This window comes from Pseudomonas gessardii (assembly GCF_001983165.1).
In the GTDB taxonomy this organism is placed as follows: Bacteria; Pseudomonadota; Gammaproteobacteria; order Pseudomonadales; family Pseudomonadaceae; genus Aquipseudomonas; species Aquipseudomonas gessardii.
This window is the reverse complement of record NZ_MNPU01000029.1, coordinates 41468-61273: the sequence shown is the minus strand read 5'-3', so window position 1 is coordinate 61273 and position 19806 is coordinate 41468. Positions and strand designations below refer to the sequence as shown.

Below are 19806 nucleotides of genomic sequence, written 5' to 3'. Positions count from 1 at the left end.
CCTAACGGAGTGGTTATGGTAGTCAAGGTTCTGGTGGTGGACGATTCGGGTTTCTTCCGCCGCCGCGTCTCGGAAATTCTTTCAGCGGATTCCAACATCCAGGTGGTCGGTACGGCCACCAACGGCAAAGAGGCGATTGATCAGGCCCTGGCGTTGAAGCCGGACGTGATCACCATGGACTACGAGATGCCGATGATGGATGGCATCACCGCCGTGCGCCACATCATGCAGCGCTGCCCGACCCCGGTCTTGATGTTCTCGTCGCTGACCCACGAAGGTGCCCGGGTTACCCTCGATGCACTGGACGCTGGCGCCGTGGACTTCCTGCCGAAGAATTTCGAAGACATTTCGCGCAACCCGGAAAAGGTCAAGCAGATGCTCTGCGAGAAGGTGCACAGCATCTCGCGCAGCAATCGCAGCAGCTTTCGTGCCCCGGCGGCTCCCGCTCCGGTCGCGGCGCCTGCACCGGCCAGCAGTTTCGGGCGTCCGGCCCCGGTAGCACGGCCTGCCGTGGCGCCGGTGCGTACAGTTGCGCCGGCCCCTGCGTCACCTGCGCCCAAGCGCAAGGCCTACAAGCTGGTGGCGATCGGTACGTCCACCGGCGGCCCGGTGGCTTTGCAGCGTGTCTTGACCCAGTTGCCCGCCAACTTCCCCGCGCCCATCGTGTTGATCCAGCATATGCCCGCCGCGTTCACCAAGGCCTTTGCCGAACGCCTGGACAAGCTGTGCCGCATCAGCGTCAAGGAAGCCGAAGACGGCGATATCCTGCGCCCAGGCCTGGCGTTGCTGGCCCCCGGTGGCAAGCAAATGATGGTCGACGGTCGCGGCGCGGTGAAAATCCTGCCGGGCGACGAGCGCCTGAACTACAAGCCGTGTGTGGATATCACCTTCGGTTCGGCGGCCAAGTCCTACGGCGACAAAGTTCTGGCGGTGGTCCTCACCGGCATGGGCGCCGACGGTCGCGAAGGCGCGCGCCTGCTCAAGCAGGGCGGCAGTTCGATCTGGGCCCAGGACGAAGCCAGCTGCGTGATCTATGGCATGCCCATGGCCATCGTCAAGGCCGACCTGGCCGACGCGGTCTACAGCCTGGATGACATCGGCAAGCACTTGGTGGAGGCCTGTCACTGATGGATGTGTTGAGCCTGGTTGGGATACTCCTGGCGTTTGTCGCCATTATTGGTGGCAACTACCTGGAAGGCGGCCACCTGGGCGCCCTGGCCAACGGTCCGGCGGCGCTGATCGTGATCGGCGGCACCGTCGGCGCGGCGCTGTTGCAGTCGCCCCTGAGCTCATTCAAGCGGGCGATGCAGATCCTGGTGTGGATCATTTTCCCGCCGCGGGTGGATTTGGCTGGCGGCATCGACCGCGTGGTCAACTGGAGCCTCACCGCCCGCAAGGAAGGCCTGCTGGGCCTCGAAGGCGTGGCCGATGCCGAGCCCGACAGCTACGCACGCAAAGGCCTGCAACTGTTGGTGGACGGCGCCGAACCGGAAGCCATCCGCAGCATTCTTGAAGTGGACTTCTATACCCAGGAAAGCCGCGATATCAACGCGGCCAAAGTCTTTGAAAGCATGGGCGGCTATGCGCCGACCATCGGCATCATCGGTGCGGTCATGGGCTTGATCCACGTGATGGGCAACCTGGCCGACCCTTCGCAACTGGGCAGCGGTATCGCCGTGGCGTTCGTCGCTACCATCTATGGCGTGGCCAGTGCCAACCTGTTGCTGCTGCCGATTGCCAGCAAACTCAAATCCATTGCCATGCGCCAGTCCCGTTACCGGGAAATGCTGCTCGAAGGCATCCTGTCGATTGCCGAGGGCGAGAACCCGCGTTCTATTGAACTGAAGCTCCAGGGCTTCATGGATTGATGGCATGAGCATTCGCCTCCCTTTCCCTGTAGGAGTGAGCCTGTCTCCTACAGTTGATGTGTGCTGCGAGGGGTATTGCCTGTGAGCCGTCGTCGCCGCGAGCCTGAAGAACACGTCAACCATGAGCGCTGGCTGGTGTCCTACGCCGACTTTATTACGTTGCTATTCGCCTTTTTCGTGGTGATGTACTCCATTTCCTCGATCAACGAAGGCAAGTACAAGGTCATCTCCGAAGCCCTGGTCGGCGTATTTACCGACTCCGACCGGGCCCTCAAACCGATTCCCATTGGTGATGAACGACCCAAGACCGTGACCCCGGCCAAACCCCTGGTCAAGGACAGCGACGAGACCGACGCCGGTATCAGTGGCGGCAGCGACCCGCTCAAGAGCATTGCCGATGATATCAGCGCGGCATTTGGCGACCTGATCAGCTCCAACCAGATGACCGTTCGCGGCAACGAGTTGTGGGTGGAAATCGAGCTCAATTCCAGCCTGCTGTTCGCCAGCGCCGATGCGCTGCCCAGTGACATTGCCTTCAGCATCATCGATAAGGTGGCGGCCATCTTGAAACCCTTCGACAACCCGATCCATGTCGAAGGGTTTACTGATGACCAGCCGATCCATACCGCGCAATTTCCCACCAACTGGGAAATGTCGTCGGCGCGTTCGGCGAGTATTGTGCGGATGCTGGCGATGCAAGGCGTCAACCCAGGGCGCCTGGCGTCGGTGGGTTACGGAGAATTCCAGCCAGTGGCCAATAATGCGACGGCCGAAGGGCGTGCGCGTAACCGTCGGGTGGTGTTGGTGGTGTCGCGCAACCTCGATGTGCGCCGCAGCCTGACCGCCACCGGCGCGGCCAATGCACAACCTGATGCAGCAATGAAGCGGGCTGGCACACAAACTGCACCGACGCCCGTAAAGCCGCCGGTTCGTGAGAGTGCCGTCAATTCTCTGTCACCGGCTCTATAACCTCGTGCTATTTCTCGGTCGAGCCAGTGCCTGCCGGGAGGAACAATCCGAATGAGAGTCTGGGCAGTTGCCAATCAAAAAGGTGGAGTCGGCAAGACCACCACCTCCATCGCCTTAGCCGGCTTGCTGGCCGAGGCGGGCAAGCGTGTGATCATCGTCGACCTGGATCCCCACGGCTCGATGACCAGCTATTTCGGCTACGACCCGGATGCGCTGGAACACAGCTGTTTCGACCTGTTCCTGCACAAGGGCAGTGTCCCTGCAGGTTTGCCGGGGCAATTGCTGTTGCCCACCAGCAACGACAAGATTTCCCTGCTGCCCTCCAGCACCGCCCTGGCCACCCTGGAGCGCCAGTCGCCGGGGCAGAGCGGCCTGGGCCTGGTGATCGCCAAGAGCCTGGCGCAGCTGTGGCAGGACTTCGACTACGCGATCATCGACAGCCCGCCATTGCTCGGCGTGCTGATGGTCAATGCCCTGGCGGCGAGCCAGCAACTGGTGATCCCGGTACAGACCGAGCACCTGGCGGTCAAGGGCCTGGAGCGCATGGTCAGCACCCTGGCCATGATCAATCGCTCGCGCAAACAGGCGTTGCCGTTCAGCATCGTGCCGACCCTGTTCGACCGTCGCACCCAGGCCTCCCTCGGCACCTTGCGCGTGCTGCGCGACGCCTACCCGGAAACGATCTGGCAAGGTTATATCCCGGTGGACACGCGCCTGCGTGACGCCAGCCGTGCCGGCCTGGTCCCGTCGCAATTCGATGGCAAGAGCCGTGGCGTGCTGGCTTACCGGGCCTTGCTCAAGCATTTGCTGGCCCAGCAACTTGTGGCGCAGGTGGCGTGAAATGAACAACCCTGTAGGAGCGTGGCTTGCCCGCGATGGGTTTTGCCTGATGTCACGGACTTTTGATTCAAGTCCGGGTGCAGGCAGGCCGATAACCTTTGAATACACGGTTAACGGGGCTTGCGCGTGGGCATACAGATGAATCGTCCTGTCGATATCAAGACCCGGCCGCAACTGGCGTTGCAGTCCTACCTGGATGCGCTGTTGCAGGATGCGACCGAGGAACAGCTGCCCGAGCCGATCCTGGTGCTCGATGAGGAAGGGCCGCTGCCGGTGACCGAGGCTGAGGCTGGCCTGGATGAGTTTCAGTTGGCGGTCCTGCAAGAGCAGGCCCGTGACGCGTTGGTGGTGCCGGTCGCCCCTGCGGTTGTGCCAGCGCCTGCGGCATTGGTACGGGTGCCGCCGGTGGCCGAGGTGCATCGACCGCCGAGCATTACGCCACCGCCGGTGGAAACCGATGGTCGACCGTCCTGGGCTGGCGAGTCGTTCGAGTGCCTGCTGTTCGATGTGGCCGGGCTGACGCTGGCGGTGCCGTTGGTGTGCCTGGGGTCGATCTACTCCCTGGAAGGCCAGGAACTGACACCGTTGTTCGGCCAGCCGGAGTGGTTCCTCGGGATCCTGCCGAGCCAGGCCGGCAACCTCAAGGTGCTGGATACCGCGCGTTGGGTGATGCCCGACCGCTACCGCGATGATTTCCGCCAGGGCCTGCAATACGTGATCTCGGTGCAGGGCTACGAATGGGGGCTGGCGGTGCATCAGGTCAGCCGTTCGCTGCGCCTGGACCCCAACGAAATCAAATGGCGCAGCCACCGGGGCCAGCGGCCATGGCTGGCGGGCACTGTGATCGAGCATATGTGCGCACTGCTGGATGTCGCCGAATTGGCGGAGCTGATTGCCAGCGGTGCGGTAAAGGATTTGCCAGGTAACAAACGTACTTGATAAGAGGCGCAGCGCCAGGGTGCTGCCAAAGAAGAACACACGCCGTCATCAACGGTATTTGAAGGGGTCAGGGGTATGAACAAGTCGTCAGCGTCCGCACAGGGTTTGGATGATCCGATTCTGCAATGGGTGACCTTCAAGCTGGACAACGAGTCCTACGGCATCAACGTGATGCGCGTGCAGGAAGTGCTGCGCTACACCGAAATCGCGCCAGTACCGGGGGCGCCGAGCTACGTGCTGGGCATCATCAACCTGCGCGGCAACGTGGTGACGGTGATCGACACCCGCCAGCGCTTTGGCCTGATGCCGACTGAAGTCAACGACAACACCCGGATCGTCATCATCGAAGCCGACAAGCAAGTGGTCGGGATCATGGTCGACAGCGTGGCCGAAGTGGTTTACCTGCGCCAGTCGGAAGTCGAGACTGCGCCGAATGTCGGCAACGAAGAGTCGGCCAAGTTTATCCAGGGCGTATGCAACAAGAACGGCGAACTGCTGATTCTGGTTGAGCTGGACAAGATGATGAGCGAAGAAGAGTGGTCGGACCTGGAGAACATCTGATTGATGCTTGAGGTAGCGGTAATCGTCCTGGCCCTGTTGTGGGTCGGGACCCTGGTGGTGTTGCTGCGCCATATGCGTCAGCAACGCGAATCGGCCTTGCAGCAGGCCGAGCGCGACGCCGTGCGCGACCAGCGTCTGCGCGAGATGGCCAAGCGCGTGGACAACTACCAGCAAAGCGCCGTGCGGGTGGGGGAGGACGTGCATGAACTGCGTTCAATCCTTGCCCCATTGCCCGATAAGCTGTCGGCACTGGAACAGCGCGACCCGGCCAACCTGTCCTTTGCCCAGGCCGCCAAGCTGGTGGGCATGGGCGCCACGGTGGATGAGTTGACCCAATCCTGCGGCCTGACCCAGGCCGAAGCGCAGTTGATGAGCAAGTTGCACAAAAGCTGAGCCCCGGCACAGGTCAACCGGGAGGTTATGCGGTCAACCTCCCGCCTCGCTCATGTCGGCCTTGAATATCAGTATTTCTCCCTGCTGGTTGGTGGCGCCCACCAGTTGAACCAGCCGTCCACGGGACATTGCGTCAAGGACGGCCTGCCCTGCAGGCGTGTACAACGCTTCTGGATGGTTCAAGACGTGATTAATCCAGCCGTCGCTCAATTGAAAGGGGTACGGCGTTCTGGAGAGTTGCACTTTGCCGGAGGAGGTCGGGCTTTCGCCGGTAACATGTTTCACTTCCATCACATAAGTAATGTCGGCGGGGCCTTTGAAGACCAGGTCCAAGCCGTTCTGGCCATTAGCGTACTTCCCCCCCTCAAGCACGAGGTAACCCCTGTCCTTGAGCATGAACTCATACATCTTTTCGTTCAGTTGGCCGCGTCGCAGGTTATTGGCTGTCTGGCGCCTATCCAGTTGCTGCCATTCGTGCAAAACGGCTATTTCGCTAGGGCTTTTGACGCGCGTGTCGGGGATGAAGTCGTTGGACTGTTTAATTGCGTCAATATTAAAAGAGCCATTTTCACTGCACTTGAAGCTGGAGATGCCCTGGAAAGGATCAAAGAACGGAGCCCCCACTGGAATAGACCCATGTTCCACATTGCCTTTGAACACGCCCAGTAAATACCGGTAGGGGTAGCCGTGCCTCCAAATGAATGTATCAATCATCCGGTCACGCTGACGAACGGGCGCTGACAGGATATTTGGGTGGGTAAAGCCAATGATCTGGCGGGCGTAGGCTCTTATCAGCCGATACACCGATTTGTCTTGGGGCACGCTGGACAGTGAATCCAGGGTCAGTGGATGGGTGTCGTCCAGGCGTTTTGACCGTCGTGCATAAAAAATCACTTCCTCGATGTCCGGCAGGTCGAGCATGGGGATCCAGGACGCATGGCCACTTGACTCGATATACACGTCCTTGAGTGCCGGAGTGCTCATCTCCGGGAGCAGTTTGTAGCGCTCCAGATTGTCGTCAAGCGTTACTCGGCACCAGTTGCCATCGGCGTATAGGTATTTGGACGCGTTATTGTCGGTGTCGGTTATTTCAAATAGGCCGTTTTTGGCGATCCTTCCGCACTCATACCGTGTGTTGTCGGGGTTCACCCGATAGAGGGTTGCCGGCCTGTTGAGCTGTGATCGGACATAGTCATGGGCCCCGATGGAGAACAATTGTTCCCCATGCGCCAGCACTGGAGGATGAGGCCTCGCGCTGGCGGGCACGCTGTAAGGGACAAGGCTCCAGGTACTGCCTGGATAACCGGGAAGGGGTTGTGCCGAGGGCGTTTGATGCCCCAGAAAACGGTTGACCAGTACCGGATTGGAGGCAGGAACGCTGGGCCTGTAGTTTTGTAGGTCTTGCAGGGTCGGATGGTTCGAGGGTGGGCCGCTGACACCTCTTCTGACCCAGGGCGGCACATTGATTGCCGCGGTGGGGGGGCTGGTGGGCGGTAGTGGAGGCCTGCCGCCAGGTGGTGCAGGCAGGCGTGAAGACGTAGGGTGTTGACGCATGGCTGTTCTCCGTGATCGAAGTACCCTGTGCCCGGTCTTGGTTTGGAATTCAGGAATGCTGCAAACAGGCATACGCAACCTGCCAAGGCCATGGGGAGAAACAGGGGGGAGGATTAAATGGCAGCTTGAAGTTGCAGTTCGTTCGCTTGCAGCGGGCGGGTGTTGTCCTTGGATAAGGTCCATCCGTCATACTGAACGTCATAATAAATACGTTCTTGTGGATGCTGTCGGGCCGTTAACCCGTTAATCAATATGTACGACGCCACCAGTGGACTTTTTTGTCTGAGCTTACGCAGTTCAAGGTGGAGGTTTTCGATGGTCTGGTGGGCAGATGCGTTCATTTCATAAAGAAATGCCTTCGCGTGCCCAGGGCTGACTTCATATTTATGCCCGCAGGCAACGTAAATAATAATTCTGTCAGGTGTGCCCGTGGTCGAGGCTGTTTCAGGCATGACTATTTTTACTGTGCCAGCACTGATGGTTTTTCCATCGACGGTGACTTCCTGAAGCTGGGGAGGCCCTTGGGTCGTGAATATCCAGGTAGAGGGCTGTGCCTGGTCCGGGTATTGTGGCGATAAGTAGAGTGTCGTCCCGTTGTCTGGAAATACCTCATAAATTGCGCCTTTGCCTTTTAAACAATAAATGCCACCCCCCGAAAACGCCGGCAGTCGGATTGTTTGCGGGGTTGATTTGCAATGAATGCTTTTTGAAACTTGCGGGCGGACAAACGCGAACTTTCCGGCTCGAAATTGCAGATGCGCCTGACCGTCGTGGATCTTGTGGCCAGGGTATGAACGGTCGCTAAGGGTAAAGACGTAAGGTGTTGTGATGTTGCAGGATTGACCATCGGCCATGACGAGCAGCAAGCGACACAGGATACTGATGGGCGCAGCCTGAATACGGGTCCCCAATGTTCTGGCTCGGCCTTTTTCAGTGGCGTAGTTGGCGAGCATCAACTTTTTTCCGTCTTCAAAGGTAATGCTGAGTTTGAAGTTCTTATAGGTCAGCCGGTCATAGACACCACTGCTGTTTTTCGTGACGTGATAGCTATAACTTACACTTTCGATGTGTTCTTTCGGGTAGTCGACGTACAACGTGCAAGTGGCATCATCTTGCGCCGAGATGAACCGTACTGTTGTATGCATTGCACCGCGAGGAACATACAAGTTGGACTCACCATGAGCAGACAGTGCGTACTCGTGGTTGTTGACGATCGCCTGGAGTGCCTTCTCGGGGCCGTGGGCAATGAGTTGGACGGTTACGTTGTGATCGTCCGCCCCCTGCAGCTTTAAGGGGAGCACAGGGGAGAGCACATAGCCATCTTGGGTCATAAACACCAGTTTGGAGTTTTTCAGTACACGGCTGCCAGCCAGTGTCTCGTAGACGTTCATGATGATGATTTGTTGTTCAGCCAGGTCGCCATCGGCATCGCTCAATGCCGATACCACCAGGCTATTCTCGTGAAGGGTCCAACTCTGGATACGCTCAAAGGGCCATGCCATTTCCACGTGGCTGATTTCTTCTCCATCTTCATCGATACGCACTTCGCCGATGCCGTTGGCGATCACGTAGCGGTCCTGGCCTGCTCCACCATTGACCCGCGTGCCGTTCCCGGCGATCACCAGGGTGTTGTCGGCAGGGCCGGCGTCGATGGTGTCGTGGCCCATCGAGACGATCTGTTGCGTATCGAGCGCGCCTTTGACACGGCTGGAAGCGCCCGCGAGGGTCTGCACCTGCTCGATCGAGGAGAGCGTGGCCGTGAGTTGTGGGTAGAGGTCTGTAGCGCTGCGGTGCAGTTCGACACGCTGACGCTCCAGGTCGATGGTATAGCCTGCCCCGGAGGCACCACCTGGATGATGACCGGCAAATCTGAGCGTGTCGGTACCGCCTTCTCCCTGCAGGACGCTCAGATTCTGACGGGGTTCAATGCCATCGAGGGTGCCGTCCGGCACCGTGAAAATGAACTCATCGTTGTCCTGGCCTCCCGTCAGGTATTTGCGACCCTGGCCGTAGTGGAAGAAGTTGGGTTTATCGGGCAGGCCGGTGACAACGTCTTCTCCACCGCCCAATCTCCAGACGATAGCTTTCGTGGCCCCTTGGGTGCCAGGTACATAACCCGGCAGGTTGTCGAGGGGGAACGCAGCGGCATTGATCACGTCGTCGTCATCGTTGATCACCGGCTGGTCTTCCAGGGTGTACGGCGACTCTTGCTCACTCCAGCTCATCTTCCAGACTTTTGCCGGGCGCACGGTGACAGTGAACTTGCCGTTGACAATGCCTTCGACACTGTCTTTCAGCGTGGTCTCAAGCCATTCCCTGGCCTGGGCTTTCAACTGGGCGTTGTAACTGGCTGTGGTTTGAGCGATCAGGTATCGATGCATGACCTCTGTATCCAGCGGGCGTCTCCAGAACAACAACCACCCTGAACGCAGGCGCTCATGAGTACTGAGTTCGATGTAATCGTCGATGTCGTCAATCTTGCGGATGGCGCCGTAGATTTCGGCACCGATCACCAACAGGGCGGCTGCCACCAGCCCCAACGGCCCGGCAGCACCAAAACCCGCCAGTGCCGCTGCCCCCAGGCCTACCGTCAAGCCGATACTGACCAAATCAAACCCGGCGCTGACGTAATGGTCCATGGCCTCCTTGCCGTGTGCTTTGGCGGCAGCCTCGAACGAGGTTGTGGCGTTGTAGATATCAAACGGCAGTGTGAGTGCACTACCGATGGGCCCGGCACTGCGTCCCAGCCACTTACCGAGGCGACAGGCGGCAAAGCCTTTGAACAGGCTCGCGCTGTTTTTGATCAAGGCCTGCCCGGTTTTGCGCAGGCTCAGTTCCAGGGCCTGTGCAGTGAATTCAGCGGCGAGGCTGCCGAAGCCAATGATCGCGGTTGATTTCTCGCCTTCCTTGATCGCCCCGGCAATCGCGACGATTGCGCTGTAGTAACCGTAGGCCTGGAGGCCGTTGCCGGTCATGTCCATGCTGCGGCTCAATGGGGCATGGACCCAGTTGAAGTTGCCGCCAGTTGAGTGTGAAGTGTCTGGATTGAAGTGCTGAACCCGCTCCAGCAGACCGTTGAGTCTATTCATCAGCGTGGTCGGGGATGGATCGTCGATGCCCTTGATCAGCGCAGGTGCCGAGATCGAGCGCAACGACGCGAGGTCGAACAATAGCCCGGGCGAGCTCAGGTCCGTCGATAAATCAGATGTCTTGAAAACCTGTTCGACATCGGCGCTGGAGAAGCGGATGCCATCAATAAATGCTTGATCGACATCCGTCCCGCTCACATCACTGGCACTGAGCGCCCGGTCATCAATGCGTGCGCCCATCCGCGCAAGGGCTACCCGGCTGACGCTCAGATCGCCGATTGCCAGGGGGCCCATGCTGCGATCCAGGTCTGCCAACGGCCTTGTGGTGGGCCTTGCATCGTCAAGCGAGGGGGGAGTTTGGTTATCCGTGGTTGTCATGGCTATACCTTTTGGCATGAACGTCTGGTGACGTTTTGGCCATGTTGGAATAGCGCTGTCCCCCCATGGGGGTACCTAATTAACGAGCTTGCAGAACGAGTAATGTGCCGTTTGCAGGGCGCCTTTTGCTTGAAATCTGACTCGCGATACCGACAGCTCAGACTTCAGTAATCATCCCCGCGATCTGTCACATCCCGCTCCACCGGCCCTGCATCCGGGTCATATCCCACCGGGAATTTGCCCTTCAGCGTCCAGGCGAACGCAATGATCTCAGCGATGGTGCGGTACAACTCTTCAGGGATGCTGTCGCCCAACTCCATGCGCGCGAGCAACTTCACCAATTCGGCATTTTCATAAATCGGCACTTCATGTTCGCGCGCCAGTTTCAGGATGGCTTCGGCCAGGGCCTCATCGCCTTTGGCAGTCAGGGCGGGGGCGGCTTTGCCGTCGTATTTGAGGGCGATGGCCTGGCGTGGTGGGTTGGGGGTCTTCATGCGGTTTCATCCACCCAGCGTTGTTCCAGCCCGGTCTTGGGCCCCCGGGGCGGGGTGCCGAGGTGGCAGTCGAGGTCGCCGACATTGAGGCCCGACGACACCAGGCGCTCACGCAGGCTGCCCAGGTGGCTTTCGATCAGGCTGGCGGTAAACGGGCGGGTGGCCCACAGCTGGCTGGAGAGTTTGCCCTGGCTCAGTTGTGCCTGGACCTGCAGCGGGCCCAGGGGCTCCATGTCGAAGGCCAGTTCCACGCGCCACAGCATCTTCTTGGCGTCGCGTTCGATCTTGCGTTCTGGCTCGTCCTTGTCCGGCGCCGGCTCCTCACGCTGGAACTTGACCTGCAAGGGCACGATGTCCTGCAAGGTACGCATGGGGATTTCCAGTTGCCAGGTGGTTTGCAGGCGACCGTCGGCGGTGGTGCCGGTTTGTTCCAGGCTCGACAGTTGATGGCTCTGCAGGCGCGAGATGGCGCCGGCGGCCAGGCGCAGCAGGTTTTCCAGGCTGTTTTCACCGTCCAGGCGCTGCAGCAGGCGCTCGGGCAACGGGAAGCCGCCCGGCGTGGTGCGTGCACTCACCTGGCCGAGGGTACCCAGTGGGCTGCGGACAAAGCTGGGCAGCATCTGCGCCAGGGTATTGGCGGCCAGGATCGCGTTGAGGTTGGTGCTGGCGGGCAGGGCGGGTAGCAATTCGTTGACCAGGCGCAGCAGGCTGCCTTTCATGTCCAGCGGCGGCACTTGCGGGTTTTGCCCGGCCAGCAGCTTGGCTTCGAGGAACACGCCGCTGTTGTACAGCAACTGCGCCAGCACCTTGGGATTGCTGACCTGCGCCACATCCGGCAGCCCGGCAAGCAGGCGGTCGACGGCGGCGCGCAACTGCGCCGAGGTGTCATTGGGCACGTTTTTCAAGGCCGTGAGCAGGCCTTCCAGCGAGCCCTGGCGGCTTTGCTGGGCGGCCAGTTGCTGGCTGACTGCCAGTTGATCGCGCAGCCCGCTCAGGGGCACGAAATCCAGGGTCTGCGCGCCCTGCACCACGGCACTGAGCAAGCTGCCGACGCGCAGCGGCTGCGGGCTTTCCAGGCTCAGGGTGGTGCCGCTCAGGGCGTTATTGAGCACCGCTACCAGCGAGCGGTACAGCGCCGGCTGCCCGGCGCCCTGGGGCAGCATCTGCGAGGTCAGCACCTTGGCTTGCAACAAGGTGCCCACGGGCAATTGGGTGGTGTCGATGCGGGTCAGGGCGGCGACATTGGCGCTGAGGGCCTGTTGCAGGCTGATCGCCAGGTCTCCCGACGCCGTCTGGCTCACCGCGACGTTGCTGCCCAGGGGCAGCGGCTGGCTGCTCGCAGCCTGCACCAGGGTTTGCCGGCCACCGTCGAGGGTCAGCTTGAGCAACAGCTGAAAGGCTTCACCGCCTTGCTTGAGCGCAAGCACCTCGGCGTTCACGGTTTTGCCGGCGTCGATCAACCCTGCCTGAGGCTCCAGCAGTTTCAGCAGTTCTCCCACCGCAGGCGCAGGCCTGGGCCCGGTGGCTGGTAGTGGGGGGAGGGTCGGTAGGTTGATGTCACCGGTCATCGTGGCCGCGGTCTCAAGGAAATTGCCCTCTTTAGAGTAGGACATCGCATGTATAATGCCGCCCGTCTGCAAAGAGCGGGTCAAAAACATCACAACTGATTGATCCAGCTCTCTAAAACAGGCCGCCAATGCAGTTATTGTGCATCTCTTTAACGGCCGCTCCACCGCCGACTTGAACCGTAAAGGCCCGCGATCTTGTGACCAGTCCACTACTTGAAGCCGTTGCGCTTGCCTGTGAGCGAGACCTGCGGATGCTGTTCGAACACCTCGAACTGCGTCTGGCGGGCGGCGATATGGTGCAGATCAGTGGGCCCAACGGCAGTGGCAAGACCAGTCTTCTGCGCCTGCTGGCCGGCCTGATGCAGCCGACGGCGGGGCAGGTACGCCTCAATGGCAAGCCGCTGCACGAACAACGCACGGAGCTGGCGCGCAACCTGGTGTGGATCGGCCACGCTGCCGGGATCAAGGATGTGCTGACGGCTGAAGAAAACCTCAGCTGGCTCAGCGCCCTGCATCACCGGGCCACGCGCGAGTCTATCTGGCAGGCCCTGGCCGCCGTGGGCCTGAAGGGCTTCGAAGACGTTCCCTGCCATACCCTGTCGGCCGGCCAGCAACGTCGGGTGGCCCTGGCCCGCCTGTATCTGGATGGACCGCCGCTGTGGATCCTCGACGAACCCTTCACCGCCCTCGACAAACAGGGGGTGGCGCAGCTCGAAGAACACCTGGCCCGGCACTGTGAGCAGGGCGGCATGGTGGTCCTCACCACCCATCACACCTTGACCCGCCTGCCCGCCGGTTACCGTGACCTGGACCTGGGGCGGTGGTCGGTATGAGTGTGTTTGCCTTGTTGGTGGCCCGTGAGGCCCGTTTGCTGTGCCGTCGCCCGGCCGAGTTGGCCAACCCGCTGGTGTTCTTCGCCATTGTCATCGCGTTGTTCCCTTTGGCGGTTGGTCCCGAGACTAAACTGTTGCAAACCTTGTCTCCGGGACTGGTGTGGGTAGCGGCACTTTTGTCCGTCCTGCTCTCGCTGGACGGGCTGTTTCGCAGTGATTTTGAAGATGGTTCCCTTGAGCAGTGGGTCCTTTCGTCGCACCCCCTGCCTCTTCTGGTACTGGCCAAGGTACTGGCACACTGGGCCTTTTCCGGCCTGGCGCTGGTCCTGCTCGCGCCGTTGCTGGCAATGATGTTGGGCCTGCCTTTTGAATGCCTGCCCGTGTTGCTGGCCTCGTTGTTGCTGGGCACCCCGGTGCTGAGCCTGCTGGGGGCCGTGGGCGCAGCGCTGACCGTGGGCCTCAAGCGTGGGGGGCTGTTGCTGGCCTTGCTGATTTTGCCTTTGTATATCCCGGTGTTGATCCTGGGCAGCGGTGCCTTGCAAGCCGCGCTCATGGGCATGCCGGCGACCGGTTACCTCTTGTGGCTTGGCAGCCTGACCGCCCTGGCGGTAACCCTGACACCCTTTGCTATAGCGGCCGGCCTGAAGATCAGCGTCGGCGAATAATGAGGTCTGATCCAGTGTTTTCACTGAGTCAGTAAAGACCCTAAGCTTCTTGCCACGACAAGAAGCAACCGTGATGGAAACAGCAATGAACTGGACCTGGTTTCACAAGCTCGGCTCGCCCAAGTGGTTCTATGGCATCAGCGGCAAGATGCTGCCCTGGCTGGCCGCCGCCGCCTTCCTGCTGATCGGCATCGGCCTGGTCTGGGGCCTGGCCTTCGCACCGCCGGACTATCAGCAAGGCAACAGCTTTCGCATTATCTATATCCATGTTCCCGCCGCGCTGCTGGCCCAGTCCTGCTACGTGATGCTGGCGGTGTGCGGCGTCGTCGGGCTGGTGTGGAAGATGAAGCTGGCCGATGTCGCCCTGCAATGCGCAGCGCCCATCGGTGCATGGATGACGGCCGTAGCGCTGCTGACCGGAGCAATCTGGGGCAAGCCGACCTGGGGGGCGTGGTGGGTCTGGGATGCGCGATTAACGTCCATGCTGATCCTGCTGTTCCTGTACTTCGGTCTGATTGCCCTGGGCAACGCGATCAGCAATCGTGACAGCGCCGCCAAGGCCTGTGCGGTGCTGGCGATTGTCGGCGTGATCAATATCCCGATCATCAAATACTCGGTGGAGTGGTGGAACACCCTGCACCAGGGCGCCACCTTCACCCTCACCGAAAAGCCGGCAATGCCCGTGGAAATGTGGGCGCCGCTGCTGCTGATGGTCCTGGGGTTCTATTGCTTCTTCGGCGCGGTGCTGCTGATGCGCATGCGCCTCGAAGTGCTCAAGCGTGAAGCCCGCGCCAGCTGGGTCAAGGTCGAAGTGCAAAACAGCCTGGGAGCCCGTGGATGAGTTTCGCCTCTTTCAGTGATTTTCTCGCCATGGGCCACCACGGCCTGTACGTCTGGACCGCCTATGGCATCAGCCTGGCCGTCCTGGCCCTGAACGTTGTTGCGCCGATCCTGGCCCGCAAGCGTTACCTGCAACAAGAGGCGCGTCGTCTGCGCCGGGAGACCGATAAGTGAATCCGCTGCGTAGAAAGCGTCTGTTGATCATCCTTGCCATCCTGGTGGGCGTCGGCGTTGCCGTGGGCCTGGCCTTGAGTGCCTTGCAGCAGAACATCAACCTGTTCTATACCCCGACCCAGATCGCCAACGGCGAGGCGCCGCAAGACACGCGCATCCGGGCCGGCGGCATGGTCGAGGCCGGTTCCCTCAAGCGCTCCGGCGACTCCCTGGACGTGACCTTCGTGGTCACCGACTTCAACAAATCCGTGACCATCGCCTACCGCGGCATCCTCCCGGACCTGTTCCGCGAAGGGCAGGGCATCGTTGCCCTCGGCAAGCTCAACGCCCAGGGCGTGGTCGTGGCCGATGAAGTGCTGGCCAAGCACGATGAAAAATACATGCCGCCGGAAGTGACCAAGGCCCTGAAAGAAAGCGGCCAATCCGCGCCAACCCCAGCCAAGGAAGGTTAAGCGATGACCTCTACATTGTTTGTTCCCGAGTTGGGCCAGCTGGCGATGATCCTTGCCCTGTGCTTTGCCATCGTCCAGGCCATCGTGCCGCTGCTGGGCGCCTGGCGCGGCGATCGCTTGTGGATGAGCCTGGCGCAGCCAGCGGCCTGGGGCCAGTTCGCGTTCCTGGCGTTCGCCTTCGGTTGCCTGACCTATGCCTTCATGATCGATGACTTTTCCGTTGCCTATGTTGCCAGCAACTCCAACAGCGCCTTGCCCTGGTACTACAAGTTCAGCGCCGTCTGGGGTGCCCACGAGGGCTCCCTGCTGTTGTGGGCCCTGATCCTCGGCGGTTGGACCTTTGCCGTGTCGGTGTTCTCCCGGCAGTTGCCGCAAGTGATGCTGGCGCGGGTGCTGGCGGTGATGGGCATGATCAGCATCGGTTTCCTGCTGTTCCTGATCATGACCTCCAACCCGTTCGAGCGGATTCTGCCGCAGATCCCCGTGGACGGTCGCGACCTCAACCCGTTGCTGCAGGACATCGGCCTGATCGTCCACCCGCCGATGCTGTACATGGGCTATGTCGGTTTTTCCGTGGCCTTCGCCTTTGCCATCGCCGCCTTGCTCGGTGGGCGTCTCGATGCGGCCTGGGCGCGCTGGTCGCGGCCATGGACCATTGTCGCCTGGGCCTTCCTCGGCATTGGCATCACCCTGGGCTCGTGGTGGGCCTACTACGAACTCGGCTGGGGCGGCTGGTGGTTCTGGGACCCGGTGGAAAACGCCTCCTTCATGCCCTGGCTGGTGGGCACGGCGCTGATCCACTCCCTGGCCGTCACGGAAAAACGTGGCGTGTTCAAGAGCTGGACCGTGTTGCTGGCCATCGCCGCCTTCTCCCTGAGCCTGCTGGGCACCTTCCTTGTGCGTTCCGGCGTGCTGACCTCGGTGCATGCGTTCGCTGCCGACCCTGAGCGCGGCGTGTTTATCCTGATCTTCCTGCTGTGTGTGGTGGGCGGCTCGCTGACCCTGTTCGCCCTGCGCGCGCCGGTGGTCAAGAGCCAAGTGGGCTTTAACCTGTGGTCGCGGGAAACCCTGCTGCTGGGCAACAACCTGGTACTGGTGGTCGCCGCCTCGATGATCCTGCTGGGCACCTTGTATCCGCTGGTACTCGATGCCCTGACCGGCGCCAAGCTTTCGGTCGGCCCGCCCTATTTCAACGCCTTGTTCATCCCGCTGATGGGCCTACTGATGGTGGTGATGGCCATTGGCGTGCTGGTGCGCTGGAAAGATACCCCGGTCAAATGGCTGCTGGGCATGCTGACCCCGGTGCTGCTGGGCAGTGCCGCCTTGTCGGTGATTGCCGGGATTGCCTACGGCGACTTCAACTGGGCAGTGCTCGCCACCTTTATGCTCGCGGCCTGGGTGTTGCTGGCCGGCGTGCGCGATATCGTCGACAAGACCCGGCACAAAGGCCTGATCAAGGGCCTGCCGACCCTGACCCGCAGCTACTGGGGCATGCAGATCGCCCATATCGGCATCGCCGTGTGCGCCCTGGGCGTGGTGTTGTCCAGCCAGAACAGCGCCGAGCGCGACCTGCGCCTGGCCCCTGGCGAGTCCATGGACCTGGCCGGCTACCAGTTTGTCTTTGAAGGCGCCAAGCACTTCGAAGGCCCGAACTTCACTTCCGACAAAGGCACCGTGCGCGTGGTGCGCAACGGCAAGCAAATCGCCGTGCTGCACCCGGAAAAACGCCTGTACACCGTCCAGAGCTCGATGATGACCGAAGCCGGGATCGACGCCGGGTTCACCCGTGACCTTTACGTGGCGCTGGGTGAACCGTTGGGTGACGGCGCCTGGGCTGTGCGCGTGCACGTCAAGCCGTTCGTGCGCTGGATCTGGTTCGGCGGCCTGTTGACCGGTTTCGGCGGGTTGCTGGCAGCGATGGACCGGCGTTACCGGGTCAAGGTCAAGAGCCGGGTGCGTGAAGCCCTCGGCATGCAAGGAGCGGCGGTATGAAGCGTGGGTTGATGGTATTGCCGCTGGCGGTGTTTCTGGTGGTCGCGGTGTTTTTGTACCGGGGCCTGTACCTGGACCCGGCCGAGCTGCCGTCGGCGATGATCGGCAAGCCGTTCCCGGCGTTCTCGCTGCCGACGGTGCAGGGCGACAAGACCCTGACCCAGGCCGACCTGATCGGCAAGCCGGCCCTGGTCAACGTGTGGGCCACCTGGTGCATCTCGTGCCGCGTGGAACATCCGGTGCTGAACAAGCTGGCCGAGAATGGCGTGGTGATCTACGGCATCAACTACAAGGACGACAATGCGGCGGCCTTGAAGTGGCTGGCCGAATTCCACAACCCGTACCAGTTGGATGTACGTGATGAAGACGGCAACCTGGGCCTGAACCTGGGCGTCTACGGTGCCCCGGAAACCTTCTTTATCGACGCCAAGGGTGTGATTCGCGACAAGTTCGTCGGCGTGATCGACGAAGTGGTCTGGCGCGAGCAACTGGCGGCCAAGTACCAGGCCCTGGTGGATGAGGCCAAGCCATGAAGCGCTGGTTGAGCGCCGCAGTATTGGCCCTGGGCCTGGTGGGCCTGGCCCAGGCTGCCATCGACACCTATGAGTTCGCCCGGGATAGCGACCGCGAGCGTTTTCGCGAGCTGACCAAGGAACTGCGCTGCCCCAAGTGCCAGAACCAGGACATTGCCGACTCCAATGCGCCGATTGCCGCCGACCTGCGCAAAGAGATTTTTCGCATGCTGGGCGAGGGCAAGGACAATCAGCAGATCATCGACTTCATGGTGGATCGCTACGGTGACTTTGTCCGCTACAAGCCGGCGCTGACCGGCAAGACCGCCTTGCTCTGGTTTGGCCCCGCCGCCCTGTTGCTGGGTGGCCTGGTGGTCATGGCCATGATCGTCCGCCGTCGTCGCGCGGCGCCTACCGATGGCTTTGACGCACTGTCTCCCCAAGAGCGCCAACGCCTCGACCAACTGCTGGACAAAAAAACTGATGATTGATTTCTGGCTCGCAGCTGGCCTGCTGCTCCTGGTTGCCTTGAGTTTCCTGTTGATCCCGGTGCTGCGCGTGCGTCGCGCCCAACGTGAAGAAGACCGCACCGCGCTGAACGTCGCGTTGTATCAGGAACGTGTCGCCGAACTGCAAACCCAACAAAACGAAGGCGTGCTTAACGCGGCACAACTCGACACCGGCCGCGCCGAAGCTGCCCGGGAACTGTTGGCGGATACCGAAGGCGTGGAAAAACCCCGCGAATCGCGCCTGGGCAAGCCATTGCCACTACTGGCAGCGGTGTTGGTGCCCGTACTGGGCCTGGCGCTGTACCTGCATTACGGCGCCATCGACAAGGTGGAACTGACCCGCGAATTCGCCCAGCCGCCGGTCTCCCTTGCAGACATGACCCAGCGTCTGGAACGGGCTGCTGCGGCGCAACCGGACTCGGCCGAAGGCCTGTACTTCCTGGGGCGCGCCTACATGGCCCAGGACCGTTCGGCCGACGCGGCCAAGGTCTTTGAGCGCGCCGTGGCCCTGGCCGGCCGTCAGCCAGAATTGCTGGGGCAGTGGGCCCAGGCACAGTACTTTGCCAACAACAAACAGTGGTCGCCCCAGCTTCAGGCCCTGACCGACGAAGCACTGAAGCTTGACCCCAAAGAAGTCACCAGCCTCGGCCTGCTGGGCATCGCCGCCTTTGAAGGCCAGCGTTACCAGGACGCCATCGATTACTGGAACCGCCTGTTGGCCCAACTGCCGGAGCAGGACAGCTCCCGCGCAGCGCTGCAAGGCGGTATCGATCGTGCGGCAGAGAAGTTGAAGGAGGGGGGAGGTGCCGTCGCCCCGACCGTCAAGACTGCCGTGATGAGCGTGCGTGTGGACCTCGCGGCCGACGTCAAAGCCAAGGCGCTGCCGACTGACAGCGTATTCATCTTCGCCCGTGCCGTTTCCGGCCCGGCGGCGCCACTGGCTGCCAAGCGCGTGACCGTGGCCGACCTGCCGGTGACCGTCGAACTGGGCGATGCCGACGCGATGATGCCGCAGTTGAAACTGTCCAACTTTCCCGAAGTCCAACTGGTTGCGCGCATCTCACGGGCCGGTCAACCGACTGCCGGCGAGTGGATTGGCCGCAGTCAACCCCTGGCCAGCAGTACCACGGCGACCCAGCAGTTGACCATCGACAGCCCGGATCCATAATTTCGAGG

Annotated in this window: 20 protein-coding genes; 16 read left to right on the top strand and 4 right to left on the bottom strand. The window is 61.2% G+C overall.

Features of this window, described 5'->3' with window-relative positions; genetic code table 11:
- Positions 1–15: 15 nt before the first annotated feature.
- The 7 genes from BLL38_RS19305 (at position 16) to BLL38_RS19275 (ending at position 5570) form a co-directional block, all read left to right on the top strand.
- The gene (locus tag BLL38_RS19305; protein WP_038447004.1) at positions 16–1128 is read left to right on the top strand and encodes a protein-glutamate methylesterase/protein-glutamine glutaminase; all 1113 of its coding nucleotides are present in this window, start codon (positions 16–18) and stop codon (positions 1126–1128) included.
- Complete coding sequence (locus BLL38_RS19300; RefSeq protein WP_029292570.1) at positions 1128–1868, top strand: flagellar motor protein; 741 nt, start codon at positions 1128–1130, stop codon at positions 1866–1868. The genes BLL38_RS19305 and BLL38_RS19300 overlap by 1 nt, the downstream gene beginning before the upstream one ends.
- An 81-nt stretch (positions 1869–1949) precedes the next feature.
- Positions 1950–2837 (top strand): flagellar motor protein MotD, encoded by an 888-nt coding sequence (gene motD / locus BLL38_RS19295; protein ID WP_076963937.1) that lies wholly within the window; start codon positions 1950–1952, stop codon positions 2835–2837.
- A gap of 51 nt (positions 2838–2888) precedes the next feature.
- On the top strand, positions 2889–3677 hold the full coding sequence (locus BLL38_RS19290; protein WP_038447006.1) for a ParA family protein: 789 nt from the start codon (positions 2889–2891) through the stop codon (positions 3675–3677).
- Between the two features lie 138 nt (positions 3678–3815).
- Complete coding sequence (locus BLL38_RS19285; protein ID WP_038447008.1) at positions 3816–4616, top strand: CheW domain-containing protein; 801 nt, start codon at positions 3816–3818, stop codon at positions 4614–4616.
- Positions 4617–4691: 75 nt separating this feature from the next.
- Entirely contained in the window at positions 4692–5177 is a 486-nt protein-coding gene (locus BLL38_RS19280) for a chemotaxis protein CheW (RefSeq protein WP_029292578.1), read from the top strand.
- Positions 5178–5570 carry a DUF2802 domain-containing protein gene (locus BLL38_RS19275; protein WP_038447010.1) on the top strand — a complete coding sequence of 131 codons (393 nt, stop codon included), beginning with the start codon at positions 5178–5180 and terminating at the stop codon, positions 5568–5570.
- 33 nt (positions 5571–5603) lie between these two features.
- Here BLL38_RS19275 and BLL38_RS19270 read toward each other — a convergent pair whose 3' ends face one another.
- The 4 genes from BLL38_RS19270 to fliK all read right to left on the bottom strand — a co-directional run bounded on the left by BLL38_RS19270 (position 5604) and on the right by fliK (position 12653).
- On the bottom strand, positions 5604–7124 hold the full coding sequence (locus tag BLL38_RS19270) for a hypothetical protein (protein WP_130898246.1): 1521 nt from the start codon (positions 7122–7124) through the stop codon (positions 5604–5606).
- 113 nt (positions 7125–7237) lie between these two features.
- Positions 7238–10591 carry a calcium-binding protein gene (locus tag BLL38_RS19265; RefSeq protein ID WP_130898245.1) on the bottom strand — a complete coding sequence of 1118 codons (3354 nt, stop codon included), beginning with the start codon at positions 10589–10591 and terminating at the stop codon, positions 7238–7240.
- 164 nt (positions 10592–10755) lie between these two features.
- The gene (locus BLL38_RS19260; RefSeq protein WP_038447016.1) at positions 10756–11085 is read right to left on the bottom strand and encodes an EscU/YscU/HrcU family type III secretion system export apparatus switch protein; all 330 of its coding nucleotides are present in this window, start codon (positions 11083–11085) and stop codon (positions 10756–10758) included.
- Entirely contained in the window at positions 11082–12653 is a 1572-nt protein-coding gene (gene fliK / locus BLL38_RS19255) for a flagellar hook-length control protein FliK (RefSeq protein ID WP_038448194.1), read from the bottom strand. The genes BLL38_RS19260 and fliK overlap by 4 nt, the downstream gene beginning before the upstream one ends.
- 197 nt (positions 12654–12850) lie before the next feature.
- Between fliK and ccmA the strand changes: the two genes are divergently transcribed.
- From ccmA to ccmI, 9 genes are all read left to right on the top strand, one after another.
- Positions 12851–13486: a cytochrome c biogenesis heme-transporting ATPase CcmA gene (gene ccmA / locus BLL38_RS19250; RefSeq protein WP_038447018.1), complete on the top strand. Its 636-nt coding sequence runs from the start codon at positions 12851–12853 to the stop codon at positions 13484–13486.
- Positions 13483–14151 (top strand): heme exporter protein CcmB, encoded by a 669-nt coding sequence (gene ccmB, locus BLL38_RS19245; protein WP_038447020.1) that lies wholly within the window; start codon positions 13483–13485, stop codon positions 14149–14151. Before ccmA ends, ccmB begins: the two co-directional genes overlap by 4 nt.
- An 85-nt stretch (positions 14152–14236) precedes the next feature.
- Positions 14237–14992, top strand: coding sequence for a heme ABC transporter permease (locus BLL38_RS19240; protein WP_038447022.1), 756 nt, complete (start codon positions 14237–14239; stop codon positions 14990–14992).
- Positions 14989–15165, top strand: a complete 177-nt coding sequence (gene ccmD, locus BLL38_RS19235) for a heme exporter protein CcmD (RefSeq protein ID WP_029292593.1) — start codon at positions 14989–14991, stop codon at positions 15163–15165. Before BLL38_RS19240 ends, ccmD begins: the two co-directional genes overlap by 4 nt.
- The gene (ccmE, locus tag BLL38_RS19230) at positions 15162–15617 is read left to right on the top strand and encodes a cytochrome c maturation protein CcmE (RefSeq protein ID WP_038447024.1); all 456 of its coding nucleotides are present in this window, start codon (positions 15162–15164) and stop codon (positions 15615–15617) included. Before ccmD ends, ccmE begins: the two co-directional genes overlap by 4 nt.
- A gap of 3 nt (positions 15618–15620) precedes the next feature.
- Entirely contained in the window at positions 15621–17609 is a 1989-nt protein-coding gene (locus BLL38_RS19225; RefSeq protein WP_038447026.1) for a heme lyase CcmF/NrfE family subunit, read from the top strand.
- Positions 17606–18142 carry a DsbE family thiol:disulfide interchange protein gene (locus BLL38_RS19220; RefSeq protein ID WP_038447028.1) on the top strand — a complete coding sequence of 179 codons (537 nt, stop codon included), beginning with the start codon at positions 17606–17608 and terminating at the stop codon, positions 18140–18142. The genes BLL38_RS19225 and BLL38_RS19220 overlap by 4 nt, the downstream gene beginning before the upstream one ends.
- A complete protein-coding gene (locus BLL38_RS19215; RefSeq protein ID WP_038447030.1) occupies positions 18139–18612 on the top strand; it encodes a cytochrome c-type biogenesis protein in 474 nt (157 codons plus the stop codon). The genes BLL38_RS19220 and BLL38_RS19215 overlap by 4 nt, the downstream gene beginning before the upstream one ends.
- Positions 18605–19798, top strand: a complete 1194-nt coding sequence (gene ccmI / locus BLL38_RS19210; protein ID WP_038447032.1) for a c-type cytochrome biogenesis protein CcmI — start codon at positions 18605–18607, stop codon at positions 19796–19798. Before BLL38_RS19215 ends, ccmI begins: the two co-directional genes overlap by 8 nt.
- Positions 19799–19806: the final 8 nt, after the last annotated feature.